We start from the raw sequence: 13232 nt of genomic DNA, 5'->3' as shown, positions 1-13232 counted from the left end.
TCGATTCGGTTCATCAATCGGCGCAGACCGGCGCACTGTCCGCGCGCACGAGCCCGGCGCGCGACGCGATCCGCCACAGCCCGCGCTCGGTCGCGTCGGCAACGACCCGCGCATGCGGGCAGCCGAACGCGTGCAGCGCGGCCGCGTAGCGCGCACATAGCGCGTCGTCACCGATCAGCAGCAGCGGCTGGTTCGCGAGCGCGACGCCGCGCTCCGCGAGCATCGCGTCGAGCGCATTCAGCTCGTGGCCGATCAGCAGGCCGGACAGGTAGTCGCCCTGCGCTTGCGGTGCGAGACGGCCGGTCAGGCCCAGCGTGCGCGTGCTGAAAATCGTCGCGAGCAGGCCGGCGCGCTGCGCGCCGCGCGCGACCGACACGCCGCGCAGGAACGCCGCGCGATCGGGTGCCTCGGGCGAGCGCATCGTGCGCCCGAGGATCGTGTGATCGCGCAGCGCGCCGAACAGCTCGCCCGTCATGAAGGTCTGGAAGCGCTCGACGAGCCCGCGCTTCACCCACGCCCATTTCGCGTGCGTGCCCGGCAGCCCGATCAGTAGACCTGAATGATCCGCTCCAATTGAAGAAGCTTCATCGAGTGCGCCGACGATCTGCGTTTCTTCGCCGCGCATCACGTCGGGCAACTCGCCCGTCGCGATCACGCCGGGCACGATCGACACCGTCGCGCCGCGCGCGCTTTCGATCGTGACGATGCCGGCGACCAGCGCATCGACGCCGGCCGGCGCTTCGACGTAAGGCGCCTCGCGCCAGCCCTGCGCGCTGCCGACCATGCCGGCGGCGAGCACCGGCACGCCGGGCGCGCGGTCGAGCCAGTCGCCGCATGCTTCCTCGAACGCGGCGTCGAACGCGCGCGCGCCGCCCGCCGGCACGTGCATCACGCCCGCCGCGCGGCTGCGGGTCGCGAGCAGCGCGCCGTGCGCGTCGTACAGGTACGCGCGCAGCGAGGTCGTGCCCCAGTCGAGCGCGATCAGCGCCGGGGCGGCGGTGGAGGTGTCCGGAGCGATCCGGGTCGGGTTCGTCATCGCTTGATCCTGCGGGTACCCTGCGGCGGGCTCCAGCCCAGTTCCGCGGAAATGGCTCGCGCTTCGCGCTGCACGAGCGGAATCAGTTCGTCCATCCGGTCGTGCGGCATGTACGGAATCGTGCTCGCCACCGACACCGCCGCGACGATCGCGCCGGACGCATCGCGGATCGGCGCGGCGACGCAGCGGATCGACGCTTCGTTTTCCTCGAGATCGAACGTGTAGCCGCCCGCCGCGTAATGCGCCATGCGCTGCAGGAATGCGCTCGCGTCCGGGTGCCGGTCCGGCTTGAAGTTCACGCCGGCGAGCGCGCGCCGCGCGGCTTCGAACAGCGTGCGCCACGTGTCGGGCTCGAGGTCGAGCATCATCGCCTTGCCGATGCCGGTCGACGCGAGCGGCATCCGGTGGCCGACGCGCGAGCGCATCTCGAGCCCGCGCGTGCCGGGAATCTTGTCGATGTAGAGCACGTCGTCGCCGTCGCGCACGCCGAGGTGGATCGTGTCGAGCGTCGCTTCGGCGAGCGCCTCCAGGTGCGGCCGCGCGACCGCGGTCAGCGGCATCTGCTCGAGCGCGATCGTGCCGAGCTCGATCAGCTTCGGGCCGAGCAGGTAGCCGCCCTGCACCTGGCGCAGGTAGCGCGCCTGCACGAGGCTGCTGACGAGGCGGTGCGTGGTGCTGCGCGTCGTGCCGAGCGCCGCGCCGATCGCGCGCATGTCGCGCGCGCCGTTCGCGATCGCCTCGAGGATCGCGAGGCCGCGCAGCAGCGTCTGCGTGCCGGCCTGCTGCGCCGCGAGATCGAGCGGCGTGCTGGTCGCGCCGATGCTGTCGGTGAGGGGCGGCGCGCCGTCCGGTGCCGGACGGCGGACGTCGAGGGCAAAAGATGCGGGCATGTTGGTCATGAGCGGGCTGTCTTCAACGGAATCGGTCATGCCGCTGCGTGCGCCGAACCGTGATCCGGCGCCGCGGCGAAGCGGCGGTCGATGCACCGCGTAAAGCGCCCGGCGAACGTCATGGAAAGTGTCTCCGTGTGCGTCGGGCGCCGCGCGATGCGGGAGTCCGAAGCCTGTCGATGTGCTTCGGATTGTAGGAGTGCGCGCATTCAGCTCCAATATTTGAATGCGTTGTCCAGATACTGAGATATTGCAGCACATGCGCACGAAGTAATACGGGGGCGGAACCCGCATTCGCCGCAGGTTCCGCCCCCGTTTGTCGTGCTCGTGGCGCGCTTACTGCTGGTTCGCGTCGCGCGTCTGCATGTAGCGCTGCACGTCGCTGAACGACACACGCCCGCTGCCGGTCGAGTCGATCTGCCGGAAGTGGTTCGCGACGTAGCCGAGTCCGGCCGCGCGCGCCTGCGCCTCGGTCACCGAGCCGGTGTTCTGCGTGTCGGCCGCGCGGAACTGCCGGGCGAGCTTGGCCACCACCTGCGCGTGCAGCGCGGCGCCGGTCGTCTGCGTGCCCGCGGTCGGCTTGCGCGCGGCGGGCGGCACGTACGGATCGCCGAGCTGCGCCTGGCGGGATCGCACGGGTGCGGCGGCGTCGCTCGCCTGCGCGAACGCGGAGAACGAAGTGGCGAGACTGCCGCAGGCGAGCGCTGCGGCGATGACGATAAATCGCTTCTTCATGTCAGGCTCCAGTCTGGAATGAGGTCGTCGACGGCCGGCAGCCCGCGCCGTGACGCGCGCCGCCGGTCCGCGCATCAGGTCAATGCGCGATCGCGTTATAGAAGGTCACGAGATCGGCCTTCTCCTGCGGACGCGACGTATCGTCGAGATAGACCATGTGTCCACCCTGATAGTCCTTGATCGTCAGGTTCGGCTGCGACCCGAGCCGAGCGAGATCGAGTTCCGTCTGGTAGAACGGCGTCGCGATGTCGTGATACCCGTTCAGCGACAGCACCTTCAGCGCCGGATTCAGCGTCAGCGCCGCGGCGAGATCGGGGATCGTGTCGGGCATCGCGAGTCCGTCGTGGCTCCAGTCCCACGTCTGGATCGCATTGCTGCTTACAGAATAGGCCGATTGCGCCGTGTACTTCAGCTCGTTCGGCAGATAGCGGCCGATCGTGTCGGTGAACGGCTTCGTGATGAACGTGCTCGACGGATCGCCTTCCGACGCGAGCGGACTCGACACCGGCACGTTCACGCGCGCGTCGTAGCGGCCGATCAGCGTGCCCGGGATCAGCGACAACTGGTAGCTGTTGTCGTAGTAGGTCGGAATCACGTTGAAGTCGGCGCGCCACATCGGCGCCTTCGCGCCGGTCGAATTCGCCATCGTCGTGACGAGGCTGCCCGGCGGCGCGGTATGGCTCGCGAGGTAGGCGTTCACCGCCGGCACGTAGGAGCCCGCCGTCAGCAGGCGCATCTGGTCCGCGTACTGCGGCATGCTGGACGGGTTCGGATTGTCGAGCTGGTAGTACGCGCCGACCTCGCCATAGCTCGGCACGTAGCCCGCGCAGCTCACCGGGCTCGCGCCGTTGTTCGAGTTGCCGACGTTGTTGCTCGCCATGTCGCAGTTGCTGTTGTAGTCGAGAATCGACGACTGCAGCACGATGCCCGTGAGATTCACGCCGGCGGTCTCGAGCAGGTTCGCGAGCACGTCGGTGCGCGGCGTTCCGTACGATTCGCCGAACAGGTATTTCGGCGAGCTGTTGCGCTGGTTCAAGGCCAGGTAGCGGATCACGAAGTCGCGGAACGCGCCCGCGTCCTCGTCGACGCCCCAGAACGACTGGTTCGTGTTCGGCGCGATCGCTTCCGAGAAGCCGGTGCCGATCGCGTCGACGAACACGAGGTCGGAGGTGTCGAGCAGGCTTTCCGCGTTGTCGACGAACGGGAACGACGACGTGTTCGCGTTCGGGTCGCCGGTCTGGATGCGCCGCGGGCCGAACGAGCCGAGATGCAGCCACACCGATGCGGAACCCGGCCCGCCGTTGTAGAAGAACGTGACCGGCCGCTGCGCCGCCGGCTGGTTGTCGGCCGTATACGCGACGTAGAAGAACGACGCCTCGGGCGCGCCCGTCTGCGGATTGCGCGCGCTCAGGTGGCCGGTGGTGGCCGTGTAGCGGATCGTCTTGCCGTTCAGCGTGATCTGGTGATGCGTGACGGCGGCGCGTTCGAGCGCGGCCGACGCGGCGAGCGATGCGCCCGGGTCCGACGAATAGCGGTTGGGATCGTTGTACGGCTTGTCCGCCGTGGAAGCGGCATCGGCTGAGCTGTCGGCGCTTGCGGGGCTGGAGGCCGACGTCACGTCGTCTCCATTGCACGCCGCCAGGATCAGCGAAGAGAGAACTGCACCCAATAACAACTTCGCTTTGCTCGCTGGCATCGTTGTTTTCCTTCTCTCGAATATTGTTGTGTCGAGCGGTCGGATAGGCCGCCCCCTGCCTCGAAGGCACGGCCGATAGGCCGAGGCGCTGGCCAATATACGTGAGCCGGTCCGCTTTGAAAAATTTGGAAATATTCGAAGGATATTCGATGCGGTGCGGAGCTTTCAGAAATGATTCGAGTTCCGAAACGTTGCATTTCGCGCCGCTTTCAACCAGCTGCGCGTTCATTTGAATCCGCTGACAACTGCCGGGTTTTTCGTTGCGCCTGCAACCAAACAGGGCCCGAACATGGGCATTGGTCAGCAAACTGAAATAGAGGAATTCGTCTAGATAATGCGTGCGCAATGCATGACTTCACGCATGCATTGCACCGCAAAAATGAGGCAGGAACCGCTGAACGGCAGATCGGGCAGATCGGGTCAAACACGCGCGCGCGGCGCGCTCACTCCGACTGCGGCAGCGCGGCCGCGCCCATGCGCCGGGCGATGACGGCCGCGCGCTGCGCCTGGTAGGCGGTGCCGCGATGCGCGTCGAAATAGCGCGGCTTCGGCAGCATCACCGCGAGCCGCGCGGATTGCCACGCGCCGAGCCGGCTGGCCGGAATCCGGTAGTAGTAGCGCGCGGCCGCCTCGGCGCCGTACACGCCCCGCCCCCATTCGACGGAATTCAGATAGATCTCGAAGATCCGCTCCTTGTCGAGCAGCGTCTCGAGCATCCACGTGATGACGAGCTCCTGTCCCTTGCGGATGTAGCTCTTCTCGCGCGACAGGAACAGGTTGCGCGCGAGCTGCTGCGTGATCGTCGAGCCACCGGCGACGATCCGGCCCCGCGCCTTGTTCTTCTCCCACGCCTGCAGGATCGCGTCGGCGTCGTAGCCGTTGTTGGTCGCGAAGGTCGCGTCCTCCGACGCGATGAGCGCACGCTTCAGGTTGCGCGAGATCTGGTCGTACGGCACCCATTGATGCTGGATCGACGCAGGAGGATTATCGCGCGACAGCCACCACGCGTCGGTGCGCATGAACGCTGTCGAGCCCGGGTTCACGACCGACCAGATCGCAATCTGCGCGAAATAGTAGAGCTGCGTCACGAGCCACGCGCTCGCGAACACCGAGCCCGCGTAGACGAGCCAGCGCGCCGGGCCGACCGCCCGCTCGCGCCGCTGCGCACCGCTGACCGCGACCACCTGCCGCCGCCCCCGCTCAGTGGGCGGCGAGCGCCTGGCGCAGCGCCGCGAGCACCGGCGCGCTGTCCGGCCGCACGCCGCGCCAGATGAAAAACGATTCGGCCGCCTGCTCGACGAGCATCCCGAGCCCGTCCGCCGCGCGCGCGCCGAGCGACGCCGCATGCTGCATGAACACGGTCGGCTGCGCGCCGTACATCATGTCGTACGCGAGCGTGTCCGGGCCGAACGCGGCCGGGCTGCATTCCGGCAGCGCGGCGTCGAGGCTGCCCGCGGTCGCGTTGACGATCACGTCGTACGGTTCCGCGCGGACCGTGTCCGGGCCGCCGCCCGCGAGCGCGCAACCCGCGTCGTGCGCCGCCTGCGTGAACTGGCCGACCAGCGCTTCCGCCTTGCTGGCCGTGCGGTTCACGATCGTGATCGACAGCGGCGCGCGCTCGAGCATCGGCAGCACGACGCCGCGCGCGGCGCCGCCCGCGCCGAGCAGCAGGATGCGCGCGCCGGCGAGGCGCACGCCGCGATTCGTCTCGATGTCGCGCACGAGGCCGACGCCGTCGGTGTTGTCGCCGAAGATGCCGTCGGCGTCGAAGCGCAGCGTGTTCACCGCGCCCGCGGCCGCCGCGCGCGGCGACAGCGTGTCGGCGAGCGCGTGCGCATCCAGCTTGAACGGCACCGTCACGTTCGCGCCGCGTCCGCCTTCGGCGATGAACGCGCGCACGGCGGGCTCGAAGCCGTCGACCGGCGCGAGCCGGTGCGCGTAGACGACCGGCTCGCCGGTCTGCGCGGCGAACTGCGCGTGGATGAACGGCGACTTGCTGTGCGCCACCGGGTTACCGAACACGACGTAGCGGTCGGGCCCGCGCGTCGACGCGGCCGGATTCATGATGCGCGCTCCTCCTCGTTGCCGTTGCTTTCCGCCGCGGCGCCATCGCCCTCCGCCGGGCCGGCATCCGCCTCGGCGAGCGCTTCGGCCTCGGCTTGCGCCGACGCGTCGCCCGCGTCGAGCAGCACGTCGTCGCCGTTCTCGCCCTCCTCCTCTTCTTCGGCCGCTTCGCCGCCCGCCGCGACCGGCACGTCGAGCACGTTGACCAGCCGCACCGACGCCTCGATCGTCAGCTCGTCGATCGACATCACGTCGAGCAGCACGCGGGTGCCGCGCGCATGCACGCCGAGCGCCGGCACGTGCAGCAGCAGCGGCACGTCCTCGAGACGCACGAGGTCCCCCTTCACGACGCTCGCGACGACCTGCTTCTTGCCTTCCTGGACGAGCCAGCGCAGGCACCAGAAGTATTCCATCCGGCGCTGGTAGTCGGCATACGCGGAATAGGTGTCGTCGAAGCCCTGCACGACCGCGTACAGGTCGGCGTCCTTCGGCTTGAACGGCGCGGCGAGCTTCGCGGTGACGCCATGCTGCACGCATGCGAGCAGCTGCCACTGGTTGACGAGGTCGACGTAGCGGCGCAGCGGCGACGTGCTCCATGCGTACTGCGGCACGCCGAGGCCTTCGTGCGGCGCGGCGCTCGTCTGCATGCGCGTGCGCTTCGGGCCCGGCGCGCCGAAGCCCCGCTGCGAGCGATAGATCCCCGGCACCGTGTGGTCGTGCAGGAACGCGCCCCACGTCGAATTCGCGAGGATCGCGAGCTCCGACACGATCAGGTCGAGCGGCGAGCCGCGCCGGCGCGGCGTGATCGTCACGTGTTCGCCGTCGACGTAGAAGTTGTAGTCGGTGTTGCGCTGCACCTCGCGCTTCAGGCCGTAGCCCGCGCGCGCCAGCTGGCGCTTCTCGAACAGCGCCTGCGCGAGCGGCCACAGCACCGCGATGTCGTCCTTGTGCGGATAGTCGCCGCTGCCGTCGGCGAGCGTCTGTTCGGTGACGAGCTCGTCGAGCGTGTTGTGGCGCAGGTTGTTCTTGACGAACACGCGTTCCGCGCGCGTCTCGCTCGCGACGATCTCCTGCGTATCGCGGTTCACGATGATGTACAGCGACAGCGCCGGGCGGTAGTCGCCCTCCTTCAGCGTGAACACGTCGACCACGTCGTCCGGCAGCATCGTGATCTTGTCGCCGGGCATGTAGACGGTCGACAGGCGCGTGCGCGCGATCGCGTCGACCGCATCGCCGCGCACGATGCCGAGCGCCGGCGCCGCGATGTGCACGCCGATCCGCACGCGGCCGTCGGCCAGGTGCTCGACCGAGAACGCGTCGTCGATTTCGGTCGTCGTGATGTCGTCGATCGAGAAGGCGTTGACGTCGGCGCGCGGCAGGTCGTCCGGCAGGCTGCCGACCGTCACCGGCGGGAAGCCCGTGCCGTGCGGGAAGAATTCGGCGAGGAAGCGCGCCTCGTGCAGCGCGCGCGCCGACGCGATGCCGCCGCAGTCGAGCATCAGCCGCGCCGGCGACACGCCCAGCGCACCGGCCGCCGCCTCGAGCGCCTTGTATTCGATCGCGTTCTTGTCCGGGCGCGTCAGCAGCCCGAGCACCTTGCCGTCGAACGCGGCGGGCAGCTTGCCGGCCTTCAGCTCTTCCTCGTACTGCGCCTGCACGAGCGCCTGCTGGCGCTTGCGCTCGAGCGACGCGAGCGCCATCTTCAGCTGCTCTTCCGGCGCGCGCTGGTACTGCCCGCGCCCCTTGCGGCGGAAGTAGACGGGCGAGCCGTGCAGGCGCAGCACCAGCGCCGCGCGCTCGACCGGGCCGTAGGTCTCGCCGAAGTATTCCGCGGCGAGCGCCGTATACGCGAATTCCTCCGCCGGCGCGCATTCCCACAGGAAATCCAGGTCGATCTCCTGCGCGGCCGCGTCGGCCTGCTGCATCAGCTCGCTCGCGGCCGGCTTCTCGAATTCGATCAGCACGTCCTTCGCGCGCACCTTCGCGCGCCGCCCGCCGGGCAGCTCGACCTGAAACGCGTCGCCCTGGCGCGACAGCACGCTGCCCGCCTTGAAACTGCCCGATTCCTCGAAGAAAACGTTCACTCAGTACTCTCGTTCAGACTGCCGGGCGCCGCCGTCGCACGACGGCGCCTCGTGATAATGGGATTCGATGGCCTGCGGCCGGCTTACGTCGTCTTGCCGTCGCAAAACGCGAGAACGTCGTCGACGTAGTCGGCAAATTCGCTGATCCCGTGATCGCTGCCGGCGATCACGCGGGTTTTCGCGCCGGGGTAATGGGCGAGCATCTCGCGATAGTCGAGCACTTCGTCGCCGGTCGCCGCGAACAGATAGTAGCGCTCGGGGCGCGTGATCGCCGCCACGCGCAATGCGTTCAGTTCGTCCAGATGATGCCGCTCGACGACGATCGTGCCGCCGCCGTGCCACAGCGGCTGTTCGCCGAGATACTGCTCCAGGTCGCGCTGCGGCTCGGTCGCGGGATTCAGCACCACCGCCTTCCAGCCGTGCTGCTCGGCGAGCCAGGTCGCGTAATAGCCGCCGAGCGAGCTGCCGATCACCGTCACGTCGCGCGCGCCGGCGACCTCCTCTTCCGCCGCCGCGATTGCCGCCAGCGGCGACATCGACAGCGACGGGCAGCGCCATTCGGCGGTGCGGCCCAGTTCGGCCATGCGCGCGGCGAGCAGCCGCGACTTCATCGATTCCGGCGACGAGCGAAAGCCGTGCAGATACAGGATCACGCGCGGCTCCCGCCGGTGTCGAGCGCGTCGAGCAGCTTCTGGTGGACGCCGCCGAACCCGCCGTTGCTCATCACGAGCACGTGGTCGCCCGGGCGCGCCACCGCCACGACCGCCTTCACCAGTTGATGGAGGTCGTCGAACGCGTGGGCCTTGTCGCCGAGCGGCGCGAGCGCTTCGCCGAGGTTCCAGCCGAGCGCGTCGCGGCCGGCAGGCGCGCCGTAGCCGAACACGAGGTCGGCATCGGCGAGGCTCGCCGGCAATTGCGACTTCATCACGCCGAGCTTCATCGTGTTCGAACGCGGCTCGAGCACCGCGAGGATGCGGGCATTTTGCTGGCCGATGCGCGCACGAAGGCCGGCGATCGTGGTTTCGATCGCGGTCGGATGGTGCGCGAAGTCGTCGTAGACGGTCACGCCGTTCACGCTGCCGCGCACTTCCATGCGCCGCTTCACGTTGCGGAACGACGCGAGCGAAGCTGCCGCCTGCGCCGGCGGCACGCCGACGTGGCGCGCGGCGGCGATCGCCGCGAGCGCGTTCATCCGGTTGTGCTCGCCCTGCACCTGCCATGCGACTTCGCCGAGCCGCTCGCCGCGCCAGTAGACCGCAAAGCGCTCGTCGACCGGCACGCCGTCCTCGGCCGCCAGCGCCTGCCAGCCGCCGTCGACGCCGAAGCGCTCGACCTCGCTCCAGCAGCCGCGCGCGAGCACCCGTTCGAGCGCGTCCTCGCGGCCGTTCGAGACGAGCCGCCCGACGCCCGGCACGGTGCGCACGAGATGGTGGAATTGCGTCTCGATCGCGGCGAGATCCGGGAAGATGTCGGCGTGATCGAATTCAAGATTGTTCAGCACCGCGGTGCGCGGCCGGTAATGGACGAACTTCGAGCGCTTGTCGAAGAACGCGGTGTCGTATTCGTCCGCCTCGATCACGAAGAAGCTCGAATCGGTCAGCCGCGCCGATACGCCGAAATTCAGCGGCACGCCGCCGATCAGGAAGCCCGGGTTCAGGCCCGCGTCCTCGAGCAGCCATGCGAGCATCGACGACGTGGTCGTCTTGCCGTGCGTGCCCGCGACCGCGAGCACCCACTTGCCGGCGAGCACGTGCTCGCCGAGCCACTGCGGGCCCGACACGTACGGCAGGCCGCGATCGAGGATCACCTCCATCAGCGGGTTGCCGCGCGTCACGACGTTGCCGATCACGAACAGGTCCGGCTTCAGGTCGATCTGTTCGGCGCCGTAGCCCTCGATCAGCTGGATGCCCTGCGCCTCGAGCTGCGTGCTCATCGGCGGATAGACGCCCGCGTCGCAGCCGGTGACCGTATGCCCCGCCGCGCGCGCGAGTACGGCCAGACCGCCCATGAAGGTGCCGCAGATGCCAAGAATATGGATGTGCATAGATGAATGCTTTCGCGCCGCCGGGGCGCCGTCGATTCGGAAAGTGGATGGGCGAGACGCCGGACAGGCCGCGCGGCCGGCGCAGTTCGCCGGCCGCTATTGTAACTGACGGCCTGCGGCGGCCGGCGGCCCGTGCGAGGCCGGCCGCCGCGGCAGCCGGCGGCAAGCGGCCGCACCGCCATCGGCCGCGGCGTCGATCGAGTATGATTGCCGCATCATGTCTCGCAAACCCTTAGTCGACCCGCGGCGCGTCCGCGAGGAAATAGCCCAGGCCGCCGCGCGCCTGATCGCGGAGGACGGCCTGGACTACGCCGGCGCGAAGCGCAAGGCCGCGCGCCAGCTGCTCGGCGATGCGCGTGTTGCCGGCGAATGGCTGCCGGATAACGACCAGATCGAGGAGGAGCTCCACGAATACCTCGCGCTGTTCCAGAGCGACACGCAGCCGGACGAACTGCGCCGCCTACGCGAAGTTGCTCTCGACTGGATGCGCCGGCTCGCCGATTTCAATCCGTACGTGACGGGCGCGGTGCTGAACGGCACCGCGAACGCGCATTCGGACATTCACCTGCAGACGTTTACCGACAACCCGAAGGATGTCGCGATTTCGCTGCTGAACCAGAACGTCCAGTACGACGTGTCCGAAACGCGGCACTTCGCCGGCCGCGGCGACGTCGAGACGCTGAGCTTCCTGTGGCGCGGCCGGCGCGACGACGAGCCGGTCGGCATCCACGTCGCGCTGTATGCGAGCGACGACCTGCGCGGCGCGGTGAAGGCCGACGCGCGCGGCCGGCTGCCGCGCGCCGACGCAACCGCCTTGCGCGCGCTCCTCGCGGCCAGCGACACCTCTTCAGAACCCACTTGATCCGATGATGAACATGAAACGCATGCTGACGCTCGCCGTCGTGGCCGCGGCCGCCGTCGCGGGCGGCCTCGCCGCCGGCCACTGGTTCCGGGGCGGCCCGGCCGAGAACGTCGCCGAGGCGGCGCCCGCCCCGGGCGACGCGGTCGCCCAACTGTGGGCCGCCGCGCTGACCGACGCCGACGGCAAGCCGGCGACGCTCGCGTCGTTCAAGGGCCAGAAGGTCGTCGTCAATTTCTGGGCGTCGTGGTGCGGCCCGTGCGTCCAGGAAATGCCGGAGCTCGTCGCGCTGTCGCACGAATACCGGCAGAAAGGCATCCGTTTCATCGGGATCGGCGTCGATTCCGGGCAGAACGTGAAGAATTTCCTGCAGAAGGTGAAGGTCGACTACCCGGTGTTCGTCAGCGGCTATGCGGGCGCCGATCTGGCCCGCAATTTCGGGAACACGGCCGGCGCCCTGCCGTTTACGGTCGTCATCGACGAACATGGCAAAATCCGCGAGACGAAATTAGGACAAATCCAACCCGCGGAGCTGAAAAAGACCCTCGACGCGCTTTGAGCCGCCCGGCGAACGTGCTGCACGTTGTCGGCGATTTGGATAGCGATCGCATCAAATTCGCGTGAATTCGCGAACACTTTGTCCGCGCGCCGGTAAATCTTGCCGGCGCCGCGCGGCTGGCCGTTCGGCGAAACTGGACAAATTTCTCTAAATAGCGCTAAAGTTCGCGCAATTCCGCAGAAATAGAAGCGACCATGACACGATTGCTGGTGCTGCACGGCCCCAACCTGAACCTTCTCGGCACCCGGGAACCGGAGGTGTACGGCCGCGTCACGCTCGCGCAGATCGATCAGGCGCTTGCCGCGCGGGCGCAGGAAGCGGGCGTCGAGCTCACGTCGTTCCAGAGCAACCACGAAGGCGCGCTCGTCGACCGCATCCAGGCCGCGCGGGATGAACAAACCGATTTCATTCTGATCAATCCGGCCGCGTATACGCATACGAGCGTCGCGATCCGGGACGCGCTCGCCGGCGTCGGCATCCCGTTCGTCGAGATTCACCTGTCGAACGTGCACCGCCGCGAAGCGTTCCGGCACCACTCCTACTTTTCCGACCAGGCCGAAGGCGTCATCTGCGGGCTCGGCTGGAAAGGTTACCTGTACGCGCTCGAGTACGCGCTCGACAAGCTGCAAGGCGCGTCGCGCGGCTGATTTCACGATCTGGATTCAGCGCCGGCTCCAACCGGCGCTTTCACGTATTGAAAGGGGAATTCCCGATGGATCTTCGTAAGCTGAAAACTCTGATCGACCTCGTCTCCGAATCCGGCATCTCCGAGCTGGAAGTGACGGAAGGCGAAGGCAAGGTGCGCATCGTCAAGAACGCGCCGCCGGTCTACGTGCAGCCGACGGGCGGGTATGCCCCGCAAATCAGCGCGCCCGCGCAGACGGTCGCGCTGCCGGCCGAAAGCGCCGCTGCCGCGCCGGCCGCAGGCGCTGCCGCCGCGCCCGCCGCGCCGCAGGGCCACGTCGTGACGTCGCCGATGGTCGGCACGTTCTACCGTGCGCCGTCGCCGGGCGCCGACCCGTTCGTCCAGGTCGGCGACACGGTCAAGGAAGGCCAGACGCTCTGCATCATCGAAGCGATGAAGCTCCTCAACGAGATCGAGTCCGACAAGGCCGGCGTGATCAAGGAAATCCTCGTCGAGAACGGCCAGGCCGTCGAATACGGCCAGCCGCTTTTCGTGATCGGCTAAAGTCCGCCGCGCGGCCGCTGCGCCGCGCGCCGCCGGTGCTCTCCAGGCGCCATTCGCGCGCCCCTCGAAGAGACGA

13 protein-coding genes are annotated in these 13232 nt (G+C 68.5%); 4 read left to right on the top strand and 9 right to left on the bottom strand.

The window, feature by feature from the left end:
• Positions 1-13 precede the first annotated feature (13 nt).
• The 9 genes from KY49_RS01485 to mpl form a co-directional block, all read right to left on the bottom strand.
• Positions 14-1036 carry a 2-dehydro-3-deoxygalactonokinase gene (locus KY49_RS01485; protein ID WP_042583081.1) on the bottom strand — a complete coding sequence of 341 codons (1023 nt, stop codon included), beginning with the start codon at positions 1034-1036 and terminating at the stop codon, positions 14-16.
• Entirely contained in the window at positions 1033-1935 is a 903-nt protein-coding gene (locus KY49_RS01480) for an IclR family transcriptional regulator (RefSeq protein WP_042584499.1), read from the bottom strand. Before KY49_RS01480 ends, KY49_RS01485 begins: the two co-directional genes overlap by 4 nt.
• A gap of 327 nt (positions 1936-2262) precedes the next feature.
• Positions 2263-2661, bottom strand: a complete 399-nt coding sequence (locus KY49_RS01475; protein WP_042583080.1) for an EF-hand domain-containing protein — start codon at positions 2659-2661, stop codon at positions 2263-2265.
• Positions 2662-2740: 79 nt separating this feature from the next.
• On the bottom strand, positions 2741-4357 hold the full coding sequence (locus KY49_RS01470) for a S10 family peptidase (RefSeq protein WP_042583079.1): 1617 nt from the start codon (positions 4355-4357) through the stop codon (positions 2741-2743).
• A 443-nt stretch (positions 4358-4800) separates the two neighbouring features.
• Positions 4801-5541: a monofunctional biosynthetic peptidoglycan transglycosylase gene (gene mtgA / locus KY49_RS01465; RefSeq protein WP_042583078.1), complete on the bottom strand. Its 741-nt coding sequence runs from the start codon at positions 5539-5541 to the stop codon at positions 4801-4803.
• Positions 5542-5557: 16 nt separating this feature from the next.
• A complete protein-coding gene (aroE, locus tag KY49_RS01460) occupies positions 5558-6421 on the bottom strand; it encodes a shikimate dehydrogenase (protein WP_042583077.1) in 864 nt (287 codons plus the stop codon).
• Positions 6418-8505 (bottom strand): RNB domain-containing ribonuclease, encoded by a 2088-nt coding sequence (locus KY49_RS01455; RefSeq protein ID WP_042583076.1) that lies wholly within the window; start codon positions 8503-8505, stop codon positions 6418-6420. The genes aroE and KY49_RS01455 overlap by 4 nt, the downstream gene beginning before the upstream one ends.
• 83 nt (positions 8506-8588) lie before the next feature.
• Positions 8589-9158 carry a YqiA/YcfP family alpha/beta fold hydrolase gene (locus KY49_RS01450; protein WP_042583075.1) on the bottom strand — a complete coding sequence of 190 codons (570 nt, stop codon included), beginning with the start codon at positions 9156-9158 and terminating at the stop codon, positions 8589-8591.
• Entirely contained in the window at positions 9155-10549 is a 1395-nt protein-coding gene (gene mpl, locus KY49_RS01445) for a UDP-N-acetylmuramate:L-alanyl-gamma-D-glutamyl-meso-diaminopimelate ligase (protein ID WP_042583074.1), read from the bottom strand. Before mpl ends, KY49_RS01450 begins: the two co-directional genes overlap by 4 nt.
• A 217-nt stretch (positions 10550-10766) precedes the next feature.
• Here mpl and KY49_RS01440 point away from each other — a divergent pair, with 217 nt between their 5' ends.
• From KY49_RS01440 to accB, 4 genes are all read left to right on the top strand, one after another.
• The gene (locus tag KY49_RS01440; protein ID WP_042583073.1) at positions 10767-11411 is read left to right on the top strand and encodes a UDP-N-acetylmuramate--alanine ligase; all 645 of its coding nucleotides are present in this window, start codon (positions 10767-10769) and stop codon (positions 11409-11411) included.
• Between the two features lie 7 nt (positions 11412-11418).
• Positions 11419-11967 (top strand): TlpA family protein disulfide reductase, encoded by a 549-nt coding sequence (locus KY49_RS01435; RefSeq protein ID WP_042584498.1) that lies wholly within the window; start codon positions 11419-11421, stop codon positions 11965-11967.
• A gap of 194 nt (positions 11968-12161) precedes the next feature.
• Positions 12162-12614: a type II 3-dehydroquinate dehydratase gene (gene aroQ, locus KY49_RS01430; RefSeq protein ID WP_029226401.1), complete on the top strand. Its 453-nt coding sequence runs from the start codon at positions 12162-12164 to the stop codon at positions 12612-12614.
• Positions 12615-12679: 65 nt separating this feature from the next.
• A complete protein-coding gene (gene accB, locus KY49_RS01425; RefSeq protein ID WP_042583072.1) occupies positions 12680-13156 on the top strand; it encodes an acetyl-CoA carboxylase biotin carboxyl carrier protein in 477 nt (158 codons plus the stop codon).
• Positions 13157-13232 lie beyond the last annotated feature (76 nt).

It is taken from the genome of Burkholderia sp. MSHR3999 (assembly GCF_000833595.1).
GTDB classification, from domain to species: domain Bacteria; phylum Pseudomonadota; class Gammaproteobacteria; order Burkholderiales; family Burkholderiaceae; genus Burkholderia; species Burkholderia ubonensis.
Note: the sequence above shows the minus strand (reverse complement) of the source record. Positions and strands in the feature narration are given on the sequence as shown.